This window comes from Pseudomonas kairouanensis (assembly GCF_004682055.1).
Lineage (GTDB): Bacteria > Pseudomonadota > Gammaproteobacteria > Pseudomonadales > Pseudomonadaceae > Aquipseudomonas > Aquipseudomonas kairouanensis.
On record NZ_QUZU01000001.1, the window covers coordinates 330,423 to 350,248 of the forward strand.

Consider the following 19,826-nt stretch of genomic DNA (forward strand, 5'->3'; position numbering starts at 1 on the left):
TCACTCCATACGTATCGGCATACGTTAGAGAACAAGAATTGTTCGCATTGTAGGCGGCTAGGTGGGGTTCGGCAATGCGTGTGGGCAGGTGTTTTAAACGTTCTGTTTTGCTTGTGAGAATATTTATCATTAATATTGCTGGCTGATGAACCTGGCGCCTCCCGCATGAAAAGCAAAACCTCACTCCCCGCGCGTTACCGTCTGGCTGTCACATCCCGTGTGCTCGCGGCCGTGGTCGGTGGCTACCTGATGGCTTCCCTGGCTGCCATCTGCCTGGCGCTATGGATGCCTAGCTCCCGCGCCGACGCGGTGATTACCGGGATGATGAGTTCGTTTGTGTTCTATCTGCTGGCGGTGCTCTGGTGTTTTGCCTGCCGCACCGCCTGGCGCGCCTGGTTCGGCGTACTGCTGCCAAGCGCAGCCTTTGCCACCCTGGCGGGCGTAGGCCTATGGATGGCACGCACATGAAAGAGGGCTTTCGCCAGGCAATGGCCTGGTTGCACACCTGGGCCGGGCTGATCTTTGGCTGGCTGTTGTTTGCGATTTTCCTGACGGGCACCTTGTCGTATTTCAAGGACGAGATCAGCCATTGGATGCAGCCCGAAATGCAGGCCCGCCCACTGGATGACGCGCGCAGCCTGACTGTCGCCCAAACCTACCTGCAGCAAGTGGCGCCTACTGCCGCGCGTTGGTTCATCAGCTTGCCGGATAACCGTGACCCCGGCCTGTCGGTGATGTGGCAAGACAAAGTCGACCCTGGCAAGCGGGGTGATTTCATCCGCAAAACCCTCGATCCGCTCACCGGCCAGGTGGTGCAGGCCCGTGAAAGCATGGGCGGCGACTTCTTCTATCGTTTTCACTTCCAACTGCAAATGCCCCATCCCTGGGGCCGCTGGCTATCGACGATTGCCGCGATGGTGATGTTCGTCGCCTTGATCACCGGCATCATCACCCACAAGAAAATCTTCAAGGACTTCTTCACCTTCCGCCCCCGCAAGGGCCAGCGCTCCTGGCTCGACGGGCATAACGCGGTGGGCGTGCTGGTGTTGCCGTTCCACTTGATGATCACCTACAGCAGCCTGGTGATCTTCATGAGCATGGTGATGCCGGCGCCCATCGTGGCCTCCTATGGCAACGACACCCGGGCCTTCTTCACCGAAGTGTTCCCCAATACCAACAATGCCCCCGCGTTGGGTCAGCCGGGCCAGTTGCGGTCGTTGGTGCCCATGTACGAACAAGCTCGGGCGCAATGGGCGGGTGGGCATGTGGGGCGCGTGGCGGTGAACAACCCCAGCGATGTGAACGCCTCGGTGAATGTGTTTCGCGCCGGTTCAGACAGCGTGGTGCATGATTTTGGCAGCACCGTGTCGTTCAACGGCGCCACTGGCGAGCTGTTGCGGGTCAGTGGCGGGCAGTCACTGCCAGCGGTGATCGGCGGCAGTTTCTACGGCTTGCACATGGGCCACTTCGCCGGCCCGGTGTTGCGTTGGCTGTACTTTATCTGCGGCCTGGCTGGCACGGCGATGATCGGCACCGGCCTGGTGATTTGGCTGGGCAAGCGCCAACTCAAGCACGCCAAGACCGGCGTGATGCCGTTTGAATTGCGCCTGGTGGAAGTGCTGAACATCGCCAGCATGTCCGGGTTGATGATCGCCATCGCGGCATTCTTCTGGGCCAACCGCCTGCTGCCGGTGAGCGTTGCCGAGCGCTCCGATTGGGAAGTGCAAACCTTTTTCATCGCCTGGGGCTTGAGCCTGTTGCACGCCATCCTGCGTCGCGGTCGTCAGGGTTGGGTCGAACAACTGAGCTTCGGGGCACTGTTGTTCGTGGCCATTCCACTGCTCAATGCACTGACCACATCGCACCACCTGGGCGTCTCATTGGCGACGGGCGACTGGGCCATGGCTGGCTTTGACCTCACGTGCCTGGCCAGTGGCGTGTTCCTGGGCTGGGCCGCCTGGAAGATGCAGCATCGCACGGTGCCCCAACCCAAGGCCGAACGGGCCCGCCCGTTGACGCTCAAGCAGGAAGCGAACTGAATGCTGCTTGCACTCTTGATGTGCTACGCCGGGTTCACGGCGCTGTGCCTTGCCACCGACCGTCACCACGGCGAATTGCTGCACAGCAAGCTCTCTGCACGTCGACGGTTGGGGCTGCGCGTTGTCGGTTGGTTGCTGCTCACCGTCTCGATCTGGCCAGCCGTGACCGTTGCCGGTTGGGGCCAAGGCCTGGTGGAGTGGTGCGCGGTGTTGATGCTCAGCGCACTGCTGTTGGTGCTGTTGTTGCCGTATCGGCCAAGGCTGGCCTTGATCCTGGCGGGCATCGGCCTGCTGGCCAGCCCTGTCGCGGCCTTCGCCACCCTCTGAGCCCCGTCGATGATGATCCGTACGCCGCCCGAACCGCAGGAAAGCCAGCACGCTGACGCGGCGGGCGGGCGTGCGCATTTTTTGCAGGTGTTCCTGTCCCAGCGCTCGCAGATGGAAGCCCTGGTCAGCCGGCGTGTGGGTTGCCGCGCCACGGCGGCCGATCTGGTGCAGGACCTGTTCCTGCGCTTTTGGCGCAGGCCGTTGGTGCAGGTCGAAGAACTCAGCACCTACCTGCTGCGCTGCGCCGGGAACATCGCCATCGACCACCTGCGCAGCGAAGGCGCACGGGTGCGTCACAGCGAAGGCTGGATGCCGGAGCAACAGGGCAACCAGGCTTCCGAGCCCCAGGCCGCGCTTGAGGCGGGCAACGATTTGCGCCACGTCGAAGCCGCCTTGCGCAGCTTGCCGGAGCGCACGCGGCAGATCTTCCTGCTCAACCGCATCCACGGGCGCAAGTACGCCGAAATCGCCAAGGCCATGGGCCTGTCCCAAAGCGCCGTGGAAAAACATATGATGCGTGCCCTCGAAGCCTGCAAGGCCAGTCTTCGCGAACCATCGCCCCCACGTACGCCAGGGAAAGCACCGTGAACCTCACCCCCACGCCCGAGCAGGAACACGCCGCACTGGCCTGGCTGAGCCTGCTGCACGACCAACCCAGCAGCGGCGACCAAGCCACCTTCAGCCAGTGGCTGCGGGCCGATCCGGCGCATGTCGAGGCTTACTCCCGGGCCCAAGTGTTGTGGGAATTGAGTGAAGTACCTGCGCGAAAACTGGCGGACGAAGAGGCACTGGGGTTGCAGGGCTACCTCGATGCGATGAACACCTCCAAGCGTTCGCGGGTGGTGCGCTGGTCGGGCGCGTTGGCGATGGCTGCATGCCTGTTGGTGATGGTGTCGATGGGCGCCGGTTGGCAGCCGTCGCGTTGGGTCGATGACTTTGGCGCCGACTATGTGAGCGCACCGGGGGAGGTGAAAACCGTCACCCTGGCCGACCAATCCCAGGTCACCCTGGATGCTGACAGTGCGATAGCCGTGGATTTCAGCCACGGCGAGCGGCATATCCAGCTGCGTCGCGGCGCGGGTTTTTTCAACGTGACTCACACCGGCCAGTCGTTCGTGGTAGAGGCGGGCAGTGGCGAAGCGCGGGTGCTCGGCACGCAGTTTGAAGTGCGCCTGCAACCGGCGGGCGCTGAGGTGACGGTGTTGTCCGGGCGGGTAGGGGTGACGCCTTCCAAGCAGGGGCAGCAGCAGGTTCTTACCGCGGGCCAGCAAGTGGCATACACCGAGGGTGTGGCAGATGCCATGCACACGGTGGACAGTGAATCGCGGCTGGCGTGGCGTGACGGGTGGCTCAACTATTACAAGGCACCGCTGGCCGATGTCATCCAGGACCTCAGCCGCTACTACCCAGGCCGCATCCTGTTGCTCAACGAAGAGATGGGCGCCAAGCGCGTCAGCGGCAGCTTTCCGAGCCAAGACCCGCAAGCGGTGTTGAATGCATTGCAGGCAGTATTGGGGTTTGAACAGCACAACGTACTGGGACGCATGATCGTGGTGCGTTGAATTACTTCAATGCGGTCATGATCTTCTCGGGGCTGTATTCGCGAATCAACGTCCCGTTCACATCCACGAACGGAATACCGCCACCCCCCAACCCCTCATACGCCTTGCGCGCCTGGGCGTCCTTCTCGATATCAAACGTCTGGTAGGGAATACCCTTCTGGTCCAGGAAGCGGCGGATCTGCTTGCAGTACCCGCACCACTCGGTGGAGTAGAGCACCACGCGCGCCGAAGCGCGCACCTGCTCTGACACCACCTGCGACGGGTTGAGCACCCGCTCGATCTTGCCCCAGTTCTGGATCACCACCACAACCAAGAGCACCAGCAGGACTTTCTTGAGCACCCCACCCAGCATCAGTTGCGGCGCTTGAGCTGGTCGGTCAGTTGAGTCGGCAACCCCTTGATGATCAGGGTGCCAGCGGCTTCGTCGTATTCGATCTTGTCGCCCAACAGGTGGGCTTCAAAGCTGATGGACAAGCCTTCGGCGCGGCCGGTGAAGCGGCGGAACTGGTTGAGGGTACGCTTATCTGCCGGAATCTCCGGTGACAGGCCGTAGTCCTTGTTGCGGATGTGGTCGTAGAAGGCTTTAGGTCGATCTTCATCGATCAAGCCGGACAGTTCTTCCAGGCCCATGGGTTCACCAAGCTTGGCCTGGCTGCTGGCGTAGTCCACCAGGGTCTTGGTTTTTTCACGGGCAGATTCGTCCGGCAGGTCTTCGCTTTCGACGAAATCGCTGAACGCCTTGAGCAAAGTGCGCGTTTCGCCCGGGCCGTCGACACCTTCCTGGCAGCCGATGAAGTCGCGGAAGTACTCCGAGACCTTCTTGCCATTCTTGCCCTTGATAAACGAAATGTACTGCTTGGACTGCTTGTTGTTCTGCCACTCAGAGACGTTGATGCGCGCCGCCAGGTGCAGTTGGCCCAGGTCCAGGTGGCGCGACGGGGTTACGTCCAGCTCGTCGGTCACCGCCACGCCTTCGCTGTGGTGCAGCAGGGCGATGGCCAGGTAGTCGGTCATGCCTTGTTGGTAGTGGGCAAACAGCACATGGCCGCCGGTGGAGAGGTTGGACTCTTCCATCAGCTTTTGCAGGTGCTCCACCGCCGTACGGCTGAAGGTGGTGAAGTCCTGGCCACCGTCGAAATATTCCTTCAACCAGCCGCTGAACGGGTGCGCGCCGGACTCGGCATGGAAGAAACCCCAGGCCTTGCCTTGTTTGGCGTTGTAGCTCTCGTTGAGGTCGGCAAGCATGTTCTCGATAGCGGCCGATTCGGACAATTCCGAATCACGGGCGTGAAGAACTGCGGGTGTGCCGTCGGGTTTTTTGTCGATCAGGTGGACAATGCAATGACGGATCGGCATAGGCTTCTCGGCTGGTTGACGGGGAGCGGTTGGCCTCCCCAAAAAGTCGCCCAGTGTACCGCACCCATTGGCCTTAACGTGCTTTGAAGGGTGTTTTGGGCGCTGTCCGACGGGGCATATGCCTTTTTTTCACGGTTTAGAGCGATAAAGCTGACCAAATGGCTAGGTAGAAGCGGATATTTCCCCGTCTCTGTGCTAGTTTTGCCCCGTCTTACGCCAAGTCTCGGCGTTAAGCGTGCATTCAGCATCTGTCAGGTCGAACCAATCCCCGTTTCAAGCATCTATAACCCCGAACTTCGTGGTTATGGTCGGGGGTGCCAGGCCTTGACGGTCGGGCTCGATGGCTGACACTGCACTCTGCAATCCATATGAATTTGATAGGGAAGGAACACCACAATGGCTATTACTAAAGACCAACTGATCGCTGACCTGGCTGAAGCCGTAGACGCACCGAAAACTACCGTGCGCGCTCTGCTGGACCAACTGGCTCAAGTTGTTGCTGATCAGCTGGAAAACGGCGGCGAAATCACTCTGCCAGGCGTTGGCAAACTGAAAGTGACCGAGCGTCCTGCCCGTACTGGCCGTAACCCTTCGACTGGCGCTGCCATCGAAATCGCTGCCAAGAAAGTTATCAAGCTGGTTGTGGCCAAAGCCCTGACCGACGCTGTTAACAAGTAAGACGCAGCAAAAAAAACCGTGCCTCGGAGCGATCCGGGCACGGTTTTTTGTTGCCTGCGATTTGTAGGAGCGCGCTTGCCCGCGAAAATCGTCAATGATTCCGTGGGCTGCCTGGCTTCCCGCGGTCTCCTTGCGTTTTTCGCGAGCAAGCTCGCTCCTACAGTGAAGCGGGCCTGTATTAGTCGCGAACCCAGCGCTGGCGCCAGATCTGCTGTTCGTTCTTGGTCTGGAAGGTCCAGGCCACGAAGCGGCTTTGTTTTTGGCCCTGGGACATCTCCACCACCTGGCTTTCCAGCACGCCAGCCTTTTTCAGTGCTGTCTCGATCGCGGGCAAATTCGACGCTTTCGACACCAGCGTGCTGAACCACAACACCTTGTGGGCAAAATGCGCGCTCTCGGCAATCAACTGCGTCACAAAGCGCGCTTCACCGCCTTCACACCACAGCTCGGCCGATTGGCCACCGAAGTTCAGCACCGGCAATTTGCGCTTGGGATCAGCCTTGCCCAAGGCGCGCCACTTGCGTTCGCTGCCCTTGGTAGCTTCGTCCATGGAGGCATGGAACGGCGGGTTGCACATGGTCAGGTCAAAACGCTCGCCCGGCTCCAACAGGCCCAGCAGGATCTGCTTGGGGTTGGGTTGCTGGCGCAGCTGGATGACTTTGCTCAGGTCATTGGATTGCACGATGGCCTTGGCCGCAGCCACGGCGATCGGGTCGACTTCCGAGCCGAGGAAGTTCCAGCGGTACTCCATGTAGCCAATCAGCGGGTAGACGCAGTTGGCGCCCATGCCGATGTCCAACACCTTGACGATGGAACCGCGTGGAACCTTGCCATCGTTGTTGCTGGCCAGCAGGTCGGCGAGGAAGTGCACATAGTCCGCACGCCCTGGCACCGGTGGGCACAGGTAGTCGGCCGGGATATCCCAGTGCTGGATGCCATAGAACGACTTGAGCAACGCCCGGTTGAACACCCGCACCGCATCCGGGCTGGCGAAGTCGATGCTCTCTTTGCCATAGGGGTTGATGATTACGAATTTCGCCAGTTCCGGCGTTGTCTTGATCAGCGCCGGGAAGTCGTAACGGCCTGTGTGGCGGTTGCGCGGGTGCAAGGTAGCCTCTTTGCGCGGCGCGACGGGCTTGGCCGTGGCGGCGGTTTTAGGCTTCTTGCGGGGAGGCTTGGGTGTGCTGGGGGCGGTCATGATGATTCTGGGGTTGGCTCAATGTGGCGGGTATTGTCACACATCCTGAGCCTGTCTCGGTCAAATGTGGGAGGGGGCTGTATTGCCAGCCTGGTACCGGGGAGTTTCGGGCAAAAAAAAGAGACCCGAAGGTCTCTTTTTTTACACAGGTTCCACCTTACAGGCTGGAAATCCGCGCATGTTGCTCCGCCAGCTTGCCCAGGGCCTGTTCGGCCTCGGCCAGTTTGGCGCGCTCTTTGTCGATCACCTCAGCCGGTGCCTTGTCGACGAACGCGGCGTTGGACAGCTTGCCGCCCACGCGCTGCACTTCGCCTTGCAGGCGGGCAATTTCCTTGTCGAGGCGAGCCAGTTCCGCGCCCTTGTCGATCAGGCCAGCCATCGGCACCAGCACTTCCATCTCGCCAACCAGTGCGGTAGCAGACAGCGGTGCTTCGGCTTCAGCGGCCAATACAGTGATGGACTCCAGCTTGGCCAGTTTCTTGAGCAACGCATCGTTCTCGGCGAGACGGCGCTGGTCTTCGGCACTGGCGTTCTTCACAAACACTGCCAATGGCTTGCCTGGCCCGATGTTCATCTCGGCGCGGATGTTGCGCGTGCCGAGCATCAGGGTCTTGAGCCATTCGATATCGCTTTCGGCCGCTTCATCGATGCGCGCTTCATTGGCCACTGGCCAAGGCTGCAGCATGATGGTCTTGCCTTCGATACCGGCCAGCGGCGCCAGGCGCTGCCAGATTTCTTCGGTGATGAACGGCATGAACGGATGCGCCAGGCGCAGGGCCACTTCCAGTACGCGCACCAGGGTGCGACGGGTGCCACGCTGGCGTTCGACCGGCGCGTTTTCGTCCCACAGCACAGGCTTGGACAGTTCCAGGTACCAGTCGCAGTACTGGTTCCAGATGAACTCGTACAGGGCCTGGGCGGCCAGATCGAAACGGAACTGGTCGAGTTGGCGGGTCACTTCGGCTTCGGTGCGTTGCAGCTGCGAGATGATCCAGCGATCAGCCAGGCTCAGCTCGTAGGCTTCGCCGTTCTGGCCGCAGTCTTCGCCCTTGTCCAGCACGTAGCGCGCCGCGTTCCAGATTTTGTTGCAGAAGTTGCGATAGCCTTCGACGCGGCCCATGTCGAACTTGATGTCGCGACCGGTGGACGCCAGCGAACAGAAGGTGAAACGCAGGGCGTCGGTGCCGTAGCTGGCGATGCCGTCGGCGAACTCGTCGCGGGTCTGCTTCTCGATCTTCTTCGCCAGTTTCGGCTGCATCAGGCCCGAGGTGCGCTTTTGCACCAGGGTTTCCAGGTCGATGCCGTCGATGATGTCCAGCGGGTCCAGCACGTTGCCCTTGGACTTGGACATCTTCTGGCCCTGGCCATCGCGCACCAGACCGTGTACGTACACGGTCTTGAACGGTACCTGAGGCGTGCCGTCTTCGTTCTTCACCAGGTGCATGGTCAGCATGATCATCCGGGCAACCCAGAAGAAAATGATGTCGAAGCCGGTGACCAGCACGTCGGTGGAGTGGAATTTCTTCAGGAACTCGGTTTGCTGCGGCCAGCCCAGGGTGGAGAACGTCCACAGGCCCGAGCTGAACCAGGTGTCCAGTACGTCGTTGTCCTGTTGCAGTGCGATGTCGGCGCCGAGGTTGTGCTTGGCACGCACTTCGGCTTCATCGCGGCCTACGTAGACCTTGCCGGACTCGTCGTACCAGGCCGGAATGCGGTGGCCCCACCACAGCTGACGGCTGATGCACCAGTCCTGGATGTCGCGCATCCACGAGAAGTACATGTTTTCGTACTGTTTTGGCACGAACTGGATGCGGCCATCTTCCACGGCAGCAATGGCAGGTTCAGCCAACGGCTTGGTGGACACGTACCACTGGTCGGTCAGCCATGGCTCGATCACGGTGCCGGAGCGGTCGCCCTTCGGCACTTTCAGGCCGTGGTCATCAACGCTCACCAGCAGGCCGGCAGCGTCGAAGGCGGCAACGATCTGCTTGCGTGCTTCGAAACGGTCGAGGCCGGCGTATTCGGCCGGGATCTTGCCGTCGATGCTGTCGTTCAGCGTGCCATCCAGGTTGAATACCTGGCAGGCCGGCAACACGGCAGCATTTTTGTCGAAGATGTTCAGCAGCGGCAGGTTGTGGCGCTTGCCGACTTCGTAGTCGTTGAAATCGTGGGCCGGGGTGATTTTCACGCAGCCGGTGCCGAATTCGGGGTCGCAGTAGTCGTCCGCGATGATCGGGATACGACGGCCAACCAACGGCAGTTCGACGAACTTGCCGATCAGGGCCTGGTAGCGTTCGTCGTTCGGGTTAACGGCTACGGCGGCGTCGCCGAGCATGGTTTCCGGACGGGTGGTGGCGACGATCAGGTAGTCGTTGCCCTCGGCGGTCTTGGCGCCGTCAGCCAGTGGGTACTTGAGGTTCCACAGGAAGCCTTTTTCGTCGTGGTTTTCCACTTCGAGGTCGGAGATTGCCGTGTGCAGCTTGGTGTCCCAGTTGACCAGGCGCTTGCCGCGGTAGATCAGGCCGTCTTCATGCAGGCGCACGAAGGCTTCTTTCACGGCTTCGGACAGGCCGTCGTCCATGGTGAAGCGCTCGCGGCTCCAGTCTACGGACGAACCCAGGCGACGGATCTGACGGCTGATGTTGCCGCCGGACTGGTCTTTCCATTCCCAGATCTTTTCCAGGAACTTCTCGCGACCCAGGTCGTGACGGCTCTGGCCGGTGGCTTCGAGTTGGCGTTCCACCAGCATCTGCGTGGCGATACCGGCGTGGTCGGTACCCGGTTGCCACAGGGTGTTGCGGCCCTGCATGCGGCGGAAACGGATCAACGCATCCATGATCGCATTGTTGAAGCCATGGCCCATGTGCAGGCTGCCAGTGACGTTCGGTGGCGGAATCATGATGGTGTAGGAATCGCCCGCGCCTTGCGGGGCGAAATAATTCTCGGATTCCCAGGTGTTGTACCAGGAAGTTTCGATGGCGTGCGGCTGGTAGGTCTTATCCATGCGCGGCGGGACCCTAGTTGGCATTAATTCAGGAAAGCCGGCAAGTATAACGGGGGATAGGGCGCAGGGCGAGGTGAAGACAGGCTTGAAATGTATGGGGAGCAAATGTGGGAGGGGGCTTGCCCCCGATGGCGGCGTGTCAGCTATAGATGAGCTGGCTGACCCAGCGCTATCGGGGGCAAGCCCCCTCCCACAGGGGATTTATGTATGGCTCAGGATTGATACTGGCTCAGCAACCGCTCCATCCGCGCATCCATCCGCCGCTTGATCTCGGTTTCGATATGCGGGGCAAAGTCGTCGATCACGTCTTGCATGATCAACTGCGCAGCGGCGCGCAGCTCGTTGTCCAGGTGCAGCAGCAGGGCGTCGGGGCCTTTTTCGACAGCCGCGGGCTCTGGTGCAGCGGGTTTTCCATCCGCCAAATCGAACAACATCGGGATCTGCGGCTCGGCCTCGACCGTTTCGGTCAGCAGCGGCGGTTGCAAATCATCATCACCGAGCAACTGACGGATCGACTCAAGGTCATCCAGCAGGTGGTCGTCTTTTTTAAGGTTGGGAGTGTCCATCATTTACTCAAAGTCGTTGTAGCCGGTGATCCTGCAAAGGATAGCCCTGTTCGCGATAGAAACGGAAACTCTCCCGCGCGGCCTGACGAATAGCCGGGTCCTCTATTACTACCTCTGCCACACGGGCAAATGCCTTGGCAAAGGGCGGCACTTTCAGGTCCAGGTTGACCAGCAGGTCGTGGTGGTCGCCGCAACTGTCGCCCAAGCCCAGTACGACCAGGCCTTCGGGTTCAGATTCGGCAGGGCCGTGAGGTACAAAGCTTTCACCCTTGAAGCGCCACAGGCGGGCATCGAGCTCGTCGCGTTGGGCAGTATCGCTGCAATGCAGGTAGATACGGTGGCCCATGCGCCAGGCTTTTTCGGTGAGCTTGCAGGCAAAGTCCAGGCGCGCGAGCGGGTCGGCGCTGGGCAATATATAGAAGTCGACTTGGGTCATTGCGGTTCCTGGAACACCTCTAAAACGGTAGGAGCGAGCTTGCTCGCGAAGATCGTCAACGATGACGCGTTTAATCAGGGTTAACGCGTCGTCCTCACGTTTTTCGCGAGCAAGCTCGCTCCTACAGGGTCAGGCCTTGGCGCGATCCAGCAGGTATTGGGTCAGCAGGGGAACCGGACGGCCGGTTGCGCCCTTGTCCTTGCCGCCGCTGGTCCAGGCCGTGCCGGCGATGTCCAGGTGGGCCCAGTTGAAGTTCTTGGCAAAGCGCGACAGGAAGCAGGCCGCGGTGATGGTGCCGGCTTTCGGGCCGCCGATGTTGGCGATGTCGGCGAACGGGCTGTCCAGCTGCTCTTGGTACTCATCGAACAGCGGCAGTTGCCAGGCGCGGTCGTCGGCTGCCTTGCCGGCGCTGAGCAGTTGCTCGATCAGCTCGTCGCTGTTGCCCAGCAGGCCCGAGGTGTGGGAGCCCAGGGCGACGATGCAGGCGCCGGTCAGGGTGGCGATGTCGATCACGGCCTGGGGCTTGAAACGCTCGGCGTAGGTCAGGGCATCGCACAGCACCAGGCGGCCTTCGGCGTCGGTGTTGAGGATCTCGACAGTCTGGCCGCTCATGGTCGTGACGATATCGCCCGGACGTGCCGCGCCGCCACTTGGCATGTTCTCGGCGCACGCCAGGATGCACACCAGGTTGATCGGCAGCTTCAACTCCAGCACGGCACGCAGGGTGCCGAACACGCTGGCAGCGCCGCCCATGTCGTACTTCATCTCGTCCATGCCCGCGCCCGGCTTGAGGCTGATGCCGCCGGTGTCGAAGGTAATGCCTTTACCCACCAGGGCGTAAGGCTTCTCGGACTTCTTGCCGCCGTTGTATTGCATCACGATCAGGCGTGGCGGCTGGTCGCTGCCCTGGCCCACGGCATAGAACGAGCCCATGCCCAGTTCCTTGATCTTCTTTTCATCCAGCACTTCAACCTTGAGGCCTTTGAATTCCTTGCCCAGTGCCTTGGCTTGCTCGCCCAGGAACGTTGGGTGGCAGATGTTCGGTGGCAGGTTGCCCAGGTCGCGGGTGAAGGACATGCCGTTGGCGATGGCCGTGGCGTGGGTAGCGGCGCGCTGCACTTCAGCCTGGGCGGCCTTGATGGTCAGCAGGGTGATTTTCTTCAGGGCGCGGGGTTCGGCCTTGGTGCTCTTGAACTGGTCGAAGATATAGCCGCCGTCCACCAGGGTTTCGGCCAGCAGGCGGGTCTTGCCGTAGCTGTCACGGCCTTTTACGACGATTTCATCCAGCGCCAGGGTGGCATCGCTGCCGCCCAGGCCCTTGAGGGTGTTGAGGATGCCGCTGATGATCTTGCGGAAAGGGCGGTCGCCCAGTTCGGCGTCCTTGCCCACGCCCACCAGCAATACGCGGTCGGCCTTCAGGTTGGGCAGGCTTTGCAGCAGCAGGCTCTGGCCGACTTTGCCCGCCAGGTCGCCGCGCTTGAGCACTGCGCTGATGGCGCCGCCGCTCAGTTCGTCGAGTTGCTTGGCGGCCACGCCGAGTTTGCGGCCTTCGCCAATGGCGACCACGAGGGTGGCGGTTTTCAACGTTTCGGGGCTAACGCTTTTTACAACCAATTCCATTTTCGGGTCCCTTATAAAGGTCTTGAGAGCCTGGCGTCTGTACCCAGGCTTTAATGCAGGGCAGCTGTGTAAACCGCCCGCGACAAAGGCCGCAGTTTGAACCCCGGCGGCGGAGCCTGACAACCCTTGGCGCACGCTTTGTGCGCGTGCACGAGCAAGCTCCGTGACAGGCGCGGTCAATCACAGGATAATGCGCCATCTTTTTAGCCGGCCCCTTCAAACGGGCTGACTCGGTATGCTTGCTTGTTTGGCCGCCTTAGCCTGACAACCCTGGAGTGTCTGGTTTGATCGTCTTCCGTTATCTGTCCCGCGAAGTCCTGTTGACCCTGAGTGCCGTGAGTGCGGTGCTGCTGGTCATCATCATGAGTGGTCGTTTCGTCAAATACCTGGCCCAGGCTGCCTCCGGCGCTCTGGACCCAGGCTCGTTGTTCCTGATCATGGGCTTTCGCCTGCCGGGCTTCTTGCAGCTGATCTTGCCGCTGGGCCTGTTCCTCGGGATCCTGCTGGCCTACGGTCGCCTGTACCTGGAAAGCGAAATGACCGTGCTTTCGGCCACCGGCATGAGCCAGCAGCGCCTGCTGGGCATGACCATGATCCCGGCCGCCGGCGTGGCGCTGATCGTGGCCTGGCTGAGCCTGAGCCTGGCGCCGCAAGGTGCCATGCAGTTCCAGCTGGTGCTGAACAAGCAGGACGCGATGACCGAGTTCGACACCCTCGAACCGGGCCGCTTCCAGGCGCTCAATGACGGCACCCGCGTGACCTATACCGAGACCCTCACCGAAGACCGCGCCAACCTCGGCGGCGTGTTCATCTCCGAAAAACGCCTGGGGCAAGACAAGAAAGACCGTGGCATTTCCGTGCTGGTGGCCGATTCGGGCCGCCAGGAAGTGCGCCCCGACGGCAGCCGCTACCTGATCCTGGAAAACGGCTACCGCTACGACGGCAGCCCCGGCCAGGCCGACTACCGCGCCATCCAGTACGACACCTACGGTGTGATGCTGGCCCGTCCGGATGTGAGCGACGAAGTCACCGATCGCGACGCCATTCCTACGTCGCAGTTGCTGGGCAGCGATGACCGGCGCTCCGTGGCCGAGCTGCAATGGCGTATTTCCCTGCCGCTGCTGGTGTTTATCGTGACCCTGATGGCGGTGCCACTGTCTCGCGTCAACCCGCGCCAGGGCCGCTTCCTCAAGCTGTTGCCGGCCATCCTGCTGTACATGGCCTACCTCACCATCCTGATTTCCGCCCGTGGGTCCCTTGAGAAGGGCAAGCTGTCGCCGACCCTGGGCCTGTGGTGGGTGCACGGGATCTTCCTGGTGATTGGCCTGGGGCTGCTCTATTGGGAACCGATCCGTTTGAAAATGATGAGCCGTCGTGGCCAGAAGGAGTTGGCTCGTGGCTAAGCTCGATCGCTACATTGGTAGCAGCGTACTGATCGCCATCCTGGCGGTATTGGGCATCATCCTGGGGCTTGCCTCGTTGTTTGCCTTCATCGATGAAGTGGGCAATGTCACCGACAGCTACACCGTGTGGAACGTGCTGAGCTATGTGGCCCTGACCGCGCCGCGCCGCCTCTACGACATGATGCCGATGGCCGCGCTGATCGGCTGCCTGATCGGCCTGGGCAGCCTGGCCAGCAACAGCGAACTGACCATCATGCGTGCCGCCGGTGTCTCTATCGGTCGTATCGTCTGGGCGGTCATGAAGCCCATGTTGCTGCTGATGGCCTGCAGCGTGCTGATCGGCGAATACGTGGCGCCGCCTGCCGAAACCACTGCCCAGGCCAATCGTGCCCTGGCCCAGGGGTCGGGTGACGCGCAAAGCTCCAAGCACGGCCTGTGGCACCGTCAGGGTGATGAATTCATCCACATCAACGCCGTGCAGCCCGGCGGCCTGTTGATTGGTGTGACGCGTTATACCTTCGACAAGGAACGCCACCTGCTGTCGTCGAGCTTCGCCAAACGTGCGCAGTACAGTGACGAAAAATGGCAGCTGAGCGATATTACTACCACTTATTTCCGCAATATCGGCCAAGGCACCAAGGCCAGCACTGAAGTGATCAATGTGCCAAGCGAGGAGTGGGACATCGCCCTCAAGCCGCAATTGCTCAATACCGTAGTGATGATCCCTGAAAGCCTGCCGATCTCCGGGCTGTGGGGTTATATCCACTACCTGAAGGACCAGGGCCTGAACAACGGCCGTTACTGGCTGGCCTTCTGGGTCAAGGTGCTGCAGCCGGTGGTCACCGCCGCGCTGGTGCTGATGGCAATCTCGTTCATCTTCGGCCCGCTGCGCTCCGTGACCCTCGGTCAGCGCGTGTTTACGGGTGTGCTGGTAGGTTTTACCTTCCGCATCGCCCAGGACCTGCTCGGTCCGTCCAGCCTGGTGTTCGGTTTCTCGCCGCTGTTTGCGGTGCTGGTACCCACCGCCATCTGCGCCCTGGCCGGGTTCTGGCTGTTGCGCCGAGCCGGTTGATACGGCGCTTATGTTCAAAAAATGCCCCGGTCGAGAGATCGGGGCATTTTTGTTCTGGTCAGCAAAGATGACGTCTGGCCTGAGCATCAGGTACAATTCCCGGCTATTTTTCAGCGGGCAATCTGCCTGCAGCCTTTTTGAGTGTTGATCCGTGAGTGATTTGAGTCATATCCGCAATTTCTCCATCATCGCCCACATTGACCATGGCAAGTCGACGCTGGCCGATCGATTTATCCAGATGTGCGGCGGCCTTGCCGAGCGTGAAATGGAAGCCCAGGTACTGGATTCCATGGACCTCGAACGCGAGCGCGGGATCACCATCAAGGCCCACAGCGTCACGCTGTACTACAAAGCCAAAGACGGCATTACCTACCAGCTCAACTTCATCGACACCCCAGGCCACGTTGACTTCACCTACGAAGTCAGCCGTTCCCTGGCGGCCTGTGAAGGTGCGCTGCTGGTGGTAGACGCCGGCCAGGGCGTTGAAGCGCAATCGGTTGCCAACTGCTACACCGCGATCGAGCAGGGCCTGGAAGTCATGCCCGTGCTCAACAAGATCGACCTGCCACAGGCCGAGCCTGAGCGCGTCAAGGAAGAGATCGAGAAGATCATCGGCATCGATGCCACCGACGCCGTCACCTGCAGCGCCAAGACTGGCCTGGGTGTCGACGAAGTGCTCGAACGCCTGGTGCACACCATCCCCGCGCCTACCGGCAACTACGAAGATCCGCTGCAAGCGTTGATCATCGACTCCTGGTTCGACAACTACCTGGGGGTTGTCTCCCTGGTGCGTGTACGCCATGGCCGTGTGAAGAAGGGCGACAAGATCCTGGTCAAATCCACCGGCAAGATCCACCTGGTGGACAGCGTCGGTGTATTCAACCCCAAGCACACCGCGACCGTTGATCTGAAAGCCGGTGAAGTAGGCTTTATCATCGCCGGCATCAAGGACATCCACGGTGCACCGGTAGGCGACACCCTGACCTTGAGCTCCACGCCTGACGTCGACGTGCTGCCCGGTTTCAAACGCATCCAGCCACAGGTCTACGCCGGTCTGTTCCCGGTCAGCTCCGATGACTTCGAAGACTTCCGCGAAGCCCTGCAAAAGCTGACTCTCAACGACTCGTCGCTGCAGTACACCCCGGAAAGCTCCGACGCCCTGGGCTTCGGCTTCCGTTGCGGCTTCCTGGGCATGCTGCACATGGAGATCATCCAGGAGCGCCTTGAGCGCGAATACGACCTGGACCTGATCACCACCGCGCCGACCGTAATTTTCGAGCTGTTGCTCAAGACCGGTGAAACCATCTACGTCGACAACCCGTCCAAGCTTCCGGACCTGTCGGCCATCGAAGACATGCGCGAGCCTATCGTGCGGGCCAATATCCTGGTGCCGCAGGAGCACCTGGGCAACGTCATTACCCTGTGTATCGAGAAGCGCGGTGTCCAGCGCGACATGCTGTTCCTCGGTACCCAGGTGCAAGTGACCTACGACATGCCGATGAACGAAGTGGTCCTGGACTTCTTCGACCGCCTCAAATCCACCAGCCGCGGCTATGCTTCGCTGGATTACCATTTCGACCGTTACCAATCGGCTAATCTGGTGAAACTGGATGTGTTGATCAACGGCGACAAGGTGGATGCCCTGGCACTGATCGTGCACAAGGACAACGCGCACTACAAAGGTCGCCAGTTGACCGAGAAGATGAAAGAACTGATTCCGCGCCAGATGTTCGACGTCGCGATCCAGGCCGCCATTGGCGGGCAGATCATTGCGCGGACCTCCGTCAAGGCTCTCAGAAAGAACGTACTGGCCAAATGCTACGGCGGTGACGTAAGCCGTAAGCGCAAGCTGCTTGAGAAGCAAAAGGCCGGTAAAAAACGCATGAAGCAAGTAGGCAACGTGGAAGTTCCACAAGAAGCCTTCCTTGCGGTGCTCAGGTTGGATAGTTAGGTCCTATGTCACTAAATTTCCCGCTGTTGCTGGTCATCGCCGTTGCCGTTTGCGGCCTGTTGGCGTTGCTCGATCTGGTGTTCTTCGCCCCGCGTCGTCGGGCGGCTATCGCGTCCTATCAGGGCAGCGTCAGCCAGCCCGATGCCGTGGTCGTCGAGAAGCTGAACAAAGAGCCTTTGCTGGTTGAATACGGCAAGTCGTTCTTCCCGGTGTTGTTCATCGTGCTGGTGCTGCGTTCGTTCCTGGTGGAGCCGTTCCAGATCCCGTCGGGGTCGATGAAACCTACCCTGGATGTGGGCGACTTCATCCTGGTGAATAAGTTTTCCTATGGGATCCGCCTGCCGGTGATCGACAAGAAGGTCATCGAAGTCGGTGACCCGCAGCGCGGTGATGTGATGGTGTTCCGCTACCCAAGCGACCCGAACGTCAACTACATCAAGCGTGTGGTCGGCCTGCCGGGTGACGTGATTCGCTACACCGCCGACAAGCGTCTGTTCATCAATGGTGAGTCGGTGGCTGAGACGTTGATCGGCTCCGAGCCCAACTCCCTGGGCAGCGCCGAGCTGTATCAGGAAAAACTCGGTGCGGTAGAGCACGAAATCCGCAAGGAAATGACGCGCTACCGGGCACAGCCTGACGGTGAATGGAAAGTGCCGGCCGGGCACTACTTCATGATGGGCGACAACCGCGACAACTCCAACGACAGCCGGTACTGGAATGACCCCGCCATTCCCAAGGACCTGCTGGGCATGGTTCCCGACGAGAACATTGTCGGCAAGGCCTTTGCGGTCTGGATGAGTTGGCCGGAGCCCAAGCTCAGCCACCTGCCGAACTTCTCGCGGGTCGGGCTGATCAAGTAATACAGGCGGCGCTGTTTACACAGCGCCGAATGCTTTTCTGGGGCTTGGAGATTTCTCGGCCTCATGCGGCACCAACCAGGATTTGAATTTGAACACTGCGTCAATCGTCGATGGCCGCCGGTGCCACCAACTAGATATGGATAAACCGTGACCGTTTCTCTAGCACGTCTCGAGCGCCAGCTCGGCTACACCTTCAAGGACCAGGAATTGATGGTCCTTGCCCTCACACACCGCAGTTTTGCAGGGCGTAATAACGAGCGCCTGGAATTCCTCGGTGATGCCATCCTCAACTTCGTTGCCGGTGAGGCGCTGTTCGAGCGTTTCCCCCAAGCCCGTGAAGGCCAGCTGTCGCGTTTGCGCGCACGCTTGGTGAAGGGCGAAACCCTGGCCGTACTGGCTCGCGGTTTTGGCCTGGGCGAGTACCTGCGCCTGGGTTCCGGCGAGTTGAAGAGCGGCGGTTTCCGGCGTGAATCGATCCTGGCCGACGCTCTTGAGGCGTTGATCGGTGCGATCTACCTCGATGCCGGCATGGAAGCGGCCAAGGAGCGGGTCACCGCCTGGCTGACCTCCGAGATCGAGAGCCTGACGCTGGTCGACACCAACAAAGATCCCAAGACCCGCCTGCAGGAGTTCCTGCAGTCCCGTGGTTGCGAACTGCCACGCTATGAAGTGGTGGATATCCAGGGTGAGCCCCATTGCCGCGTGTTCTTCGTGGAATGTGAAATCACCTTACTGAACGAAAAAAGCCGAGGTCAGGGTGTGAGCCGTCGTATTGCCGAACAGGTAGCGGCCGCTGCAGCACTGATTGCCCTGGGCGTGGAGAATGGCCATGACTGATTCAACCGCAACACGCTGTGGCTATGTTGCCATCGTCGGCCGCCCGAACGTGGGCAAGTCCACGCTGCTGAACCACATCCTGGGCCAGAAGCTGGCGATCACCTCGCGCAAGCCCCAGACCACCCGCCACAACATGCTGGGCATCAAGACCGAAGGCAATGTGCAAGCGGTCTACGTTGATACCCCAGGTATGCACAAAGGCGGCGAGAAGGCCCTCAACCGCTACATGAACAAGACCGCTTCGGCCGCGTTGAAAGACGTTGACGTGGTGATCTTCGTGGTGGACCGCACCAAGTGGACCGACGAAGACCAGATGGTCCTCGAACGCGTGCAATACGTTACCGGCCCGTTGATTGTCGCGCTGAACAAGACCGACCGCATCGAAGACAAAGCCGAGCTGATGCCGCACCTGAGTTGGCTGCAGGAACAACTGCCGAACGCGCAGATCATCCCCATCTCGGCCCAGCACGGTCACAACCTCGAAGCCCTGGAGCGCGTGATCGCCGAGCACCTGCCGGAGAACGAGCACTTCTTCCCGGAAGACCAGATCACCGACCGCAGCAGCCGATTCCTTGCCGCCGAGTTGGTGCGCGAAAAAATCATGCGTCAGATGGGCGCTGAGCTGCCGTACCAGATCACCGTCGAAATCGAGGAGTTCAAGCAGCAGGGCAAGACCTTGCATATCCATGCGCTGATCCTCGTTGAACGTGACGGCCAGAAGAAAATCATCATTGGCGACAAGGGCGAGCGCATCAAGCGTATTGGCACCGAAGCGCGCAAGGACATGGAATTGCTGTTCGATTCCAAGATCATGCTCAACCTGTGGGTGAAGGTTAAGGGTGGCTGGTCCGATGATGAGCGTGCACTGCGCTCGCTGGGCTACGGCGACCTGTAAGCACGCCGCAGTACTAAAAATG

Annotated in this window: 19 protein-coding genes; 12 read left to right on the forward strand and 7 right to left on the reverse strand. The window is 60.6% G+C overall.

Going from position 1 to position 19,826, the window contains the following annotated elements; translation table 11 throughout:
• Positions 1-165 precede the first annotated feature (165 nt).
• Genes DYL59_RS01520 through DYL59_RS01540 form a run of 5 tightly spaced genes read left to right on the forward strand, consistent with a single transcriptional unit; the run spans position 166 to position 3,928 of the window.
• Complete coding sequence (locus DYL59_RS01520) at positions 166-468, forward strand: DUF3649 domain-containing protein (protein ID WP_135287564.1); 303 nt, start codon at positions 166-168, stop codon at positions 466-468.
• Positions 465-2,039 (forward strand): PepSY-associated TM helix domain-containing protein, encoded by a 1,575-nt coding sequence (locus DYL59_RS01525; RefSeq protein WP_135287565.1) that lies wholly within the window; start codon positions 465-467, stop codon positions 2,037-2,039. Before DYL59_RS01520 ends, DYL59_RS01525 begins: the two co-directional genes overlap by 4 nt.
• Complete coding sequence (locus DYL59_RS01530) at positions 2,040-2,366, forward strand: DUF3325 domain-containing protein (protein WP_135287566.1); 327 nt, start codon at positions 2,040-2,042, stop codon at positions 2,364-2,366. It begins immediately after the preceding gene.
• 9 nt (positions 2,367-2,375) lie between these two features.
• Positions 2,376-2,954: an RNA polymerase sigma factor gene (locus tag DYL59_RS01535; RefSeq protein ID WP_135287567.1), complete on the forward strand. Its 579-nt coding sequence runs from the start codon at positions 2,376-2,378 to the stop codon at positions 2,952-2,954.
• Positions 2,951-3,928, forward strand: coding sequence for a FecR family protein (locus tag DYL59_RS01540; protein WP_135287568.1), 978 nt, complete (start codon positions 2,951-2,953; stop codon positions 3,926-3,928). Before DYL59_RS01535 ends, DYL59_RS01540 begins: the two co-directional genes overlap by 4 nt.
• Before the next feature lies 1 nt (position 3,929).
• Here DYL59_RS01540 and DYL59_RS01545 read toward each other — a convergent pair whose 3' ends face one another.
• Positions 3,930-4,280, reverse strand: coding sequence for a glutaredoxin family protein (locus tag DYL59_RS01545; protein ID WP_135287569.1), 351 nt, complete (start codon positions 4,278-4,280; stop codon positions 3,930-3,932).
• The gene (gene yejK, locus DYL59_RS01550) at positions 4,280-5,284 is read right to left on the reverse strand and encodes a nucleoid-associated protein YejK (protein WP_003171997.1); all 1,005 of its coding nucleotides are present in this window, start codon (positions 5,282-5,284) and stop codon (positions 4,280-4,282) included. Before yejK ends, DYL59_RS01545 begins: the two co-directional genes overlap by 1 nt.
• 396 nt (positions 5,285-5,680) lie before the next feature.
• Here yejK and DYL59_RS01555 point away from each other — a divergent pair, with 396 nt between their 5' ends.
• Positions 5,681-5,962 (forward strand): HU family DNA-binding protein, encoded by a 282-nt coding sequence (locus DYL59_RS01555; protein ID WP_135287570.1) that lies wholly within the window; start codon positions 5,681-5,683, stop codon positions 5,960-5,962.
• 178 nt (positions 5,963-6,140) lie between these two features.
• Here DYL59_RS01555 and rlmF read toward each other — a convergent pair whose 3' ends face one another.
• From rlmF to DYL59_RS01585, 5 genes are all read right to left on the reverse strand, one after another.
• Complete coding sequence (gene rlmF / locus DYL59_RS01565) at positions 6,141-7,160, reverse strand: 23S rRNA (adenine(1618)-N(6))-methyltransferase RlmF (RefSeq protein ID WP_135287571.1); 1,020 nt, start codon at positions 7,158-7,160, stop codon at positions 6,141-6,143.
• Between the two features lie 157 nt (positions 7,161-7,317).
• Positions 7,318-10,164 (reverse strand): valine--tRNA ligase, encoded by a 2,847-nt coding sequence (locus DYL59_RS01570; protein WP_135287572.1) that lies wholly within the window; start codon positions 10,162-10,164, stop codon positions 7,318-7,320.
• A gap of 212 nt (positions 10,165-10,376) precedes the next feature.
• Positions 10,377-10,730, reverse strand: a complete 354-nt coding sequence (locus DYL59_RS01575) for a DNA polymerase III subunit chi (protein WP_135287573.1) — start codon at positions 10,728-10,730, stop codon at positions 10,377-10,379.
• A 7-nt stretch (positions 10,731-10,737) separates the two neighbouring features.
• On the reverse strand, positions 10,738-11,166 hold the full coding sequence (locus tag DYL59_RS01580; RefSeq protein ID WP_135287574.1) for a DNA polymerase III subunit chi: 429 nt from the start codon (positions 11,164-11,166) through the stop codon (positions 10,738-10,740).
• Between the two features lie 129 nt (positions 11,167-11,295).
• Positions 11,296-12,786, reverse strand: coding sequence for a leucyl aminopeptidase (locus DYL59_RS01585; RefSeq protein WP_135287575.1), 1,491 nt, complete (start codon positions 12,784-12,786; stop codon positions 11,296-11,298).
• A 284-nt stretch (positions 12,787-13,070) separates the two neighbouring features.
• Between DYL59_RS01585 and lptF the strand changes: the two genes are divergently transcribed.
• The 6 genes from lptF (at position 13,071) to era (ending at position 19,804) form a co-directional block, all read left to right on the forward strand.
• Positions 13,071-14,189: an LPS export ABC transporter permease LptF gene (gene lptF / locus DYL59_RS01590; RefSeq protein WP_135287576.1), complete on the forward strand. Its 1,119-nt coding sequence runs from the start codon at positions 13,071-13,073 to the stop codon at positions 14,187-14,189.
• Positions 14,182-15,261: an LPS export ABC transporter permease LptG gene (lptG, locus tag DYL59_RS01595; protein ID WP_135287577.1), complete on the forward strand. Its 1,080-nt coding sequence runs from the start codon at positions 14,182-14,184 to the stop codon at positions 15,259-15,261. Before lptF ends, lptG begins: the two co-directional genes overlap by 8 nt.
• Positions 15,262-15,412: 151 nt before the next feature.
• Entirely contained in the window at positions 15,413-17,212 is a 1,800-nt protein-coding gene (lepA, locus tag DYL59_RS01600; protein ID WP_003188853.1) for a translation elongation factor 4, read from the forward strand.
• Positions 17,213-17,217: 5 nt separating this feature from the next.
• Positions 17,218-18,072 carry a signal peptidase I gene (gene lepB / locus DYL59_RS01605; protein ID WP_135287578.1) on the forward strand — a complete coding sequence of 285 codons (855 nt, stop codon included), beginning with the start codon at positions 17,218-17,220 and terminating at the stop codon, positions 18,070-18,072.
• Positions 18,073-18,219: 147 nt separating this feature from the next.
• Positions 18,220-18,909 (forward strand): ribonuclease III, encoded by a 690-nt coding sequence (rnc, locus tag DYL59_RS01610; RefSeq protein ID WP_012722401.1) that lies wholly within the window; start codon positions 18,220-18,222, stop codon positions 18,907-18,909.
• Positions 18,902-19,804, forward strand: a complete 903-nt coding sequence (gene era / locus DYL59_RS01615) for a GTPase Era (RefSeq protein WP_028618988.1) — start codon at positions 18,902-18,904, stop codon at positions 19,802-19,804. The genes rnc and era overlap by 8 nt, the downstream gene beginning before the upstream one ends.
• Positions 19,805-19,826 lie beyond the last annotated feature (22 nt).

Coding starts and splice junctions, on each gene's coding strand:
- DYL59_RS01520 (WP_135287564.1), top strand. CDS start 166: ATGAAAAGCAAAACCTCACTCCCCGCGCGTTACCGTCTGGCTGTCACA.
- DYL59_RS01525 (WP_135287565.1), top strand. CDS start 465: ATGAAAGAGGGCTTTCGCCAGGCAATGGCCTGGTTGCACACCTGGGCC.
- DYL59_RS01530 (WP_135287566.1), top strand. CDS start 2,040: ATGCTGCTTGCACTCTTGATGTGCTACGCCGGGTTCACGGCGCTGTGC.
- DYL59_RS01535 (WP_135287567.1), top strand. CDS start 2,376: ATGATGATCCGTACGCCGCCCGAACCGCAGGAAAGCCAGCACGCTGAC.
- DYL59_RS01545 (WP_135287569.1), bottom strand. CDS start 4,280: ATGCTGGGTGGGGTGCTCAAGAAAGTCCTGCTGGTGCTCTTGGTTGTG.
- yejK (WP_003171997.1), bottom strand. CDS start 5,284: ATGCCGATCCGTCATTGCATTGTCCACCTGATCGACAAAAAACCCGAC.
- DYL59_RS01555 (WP_135287570.1), top strand. CDS start 5,681: ATGGCTATTACTAAAGACCAACTGATCGCTGACCTGGCTGAAGCCGTA.
- rlmF (WP_135287571.1), bottom strand. CDS start 7,160: ATGACCGCCCCCAGCACACCCAAGCCTCCCCGCAAGAAGCCTAAAACC.
- DYL59_RS01570 (WP_135287572.1), bottom strand. CDS start 10,164: ATGGATAAGACCTACCAGCCGCACGCCATCGAAACTTCCTGGTACAAC.
- DYL59_RS01575 (WP_135287573.1), bottom strand. CDS start 10,730: ATGGACACTCCCAACCTTAAAAAAGACGACCACCTGCTGGATGACCTT.
- DYL59_RS01580 (WP_135287574.1), bottom strand. CDS start 11,166: ATGACCCAAGTCGACTTCTATATATTGCCCAGCGCCGACCCGCTCGCG.
- DYL59_RS01585 (WP_135287575.1), bottom strand. CDS start 12,786: ATGGAATTGGTTGTAAAAAGCGTTAGCCCCGAAACGTTGAAAACCGCC.
- lepB (WP_135287578.1), top strand. CDS start 17,218: ATGTCACTAAATTTCCCGCTGTTGCTGGTCATCGCCGTTGCCGTTTGC.
- era (WP_028618988.1), top strand. CDS start 18,902: ATGACTGATTCAACCGCAACACGCTGTGGCTATGTTGCCATCGTCGGC.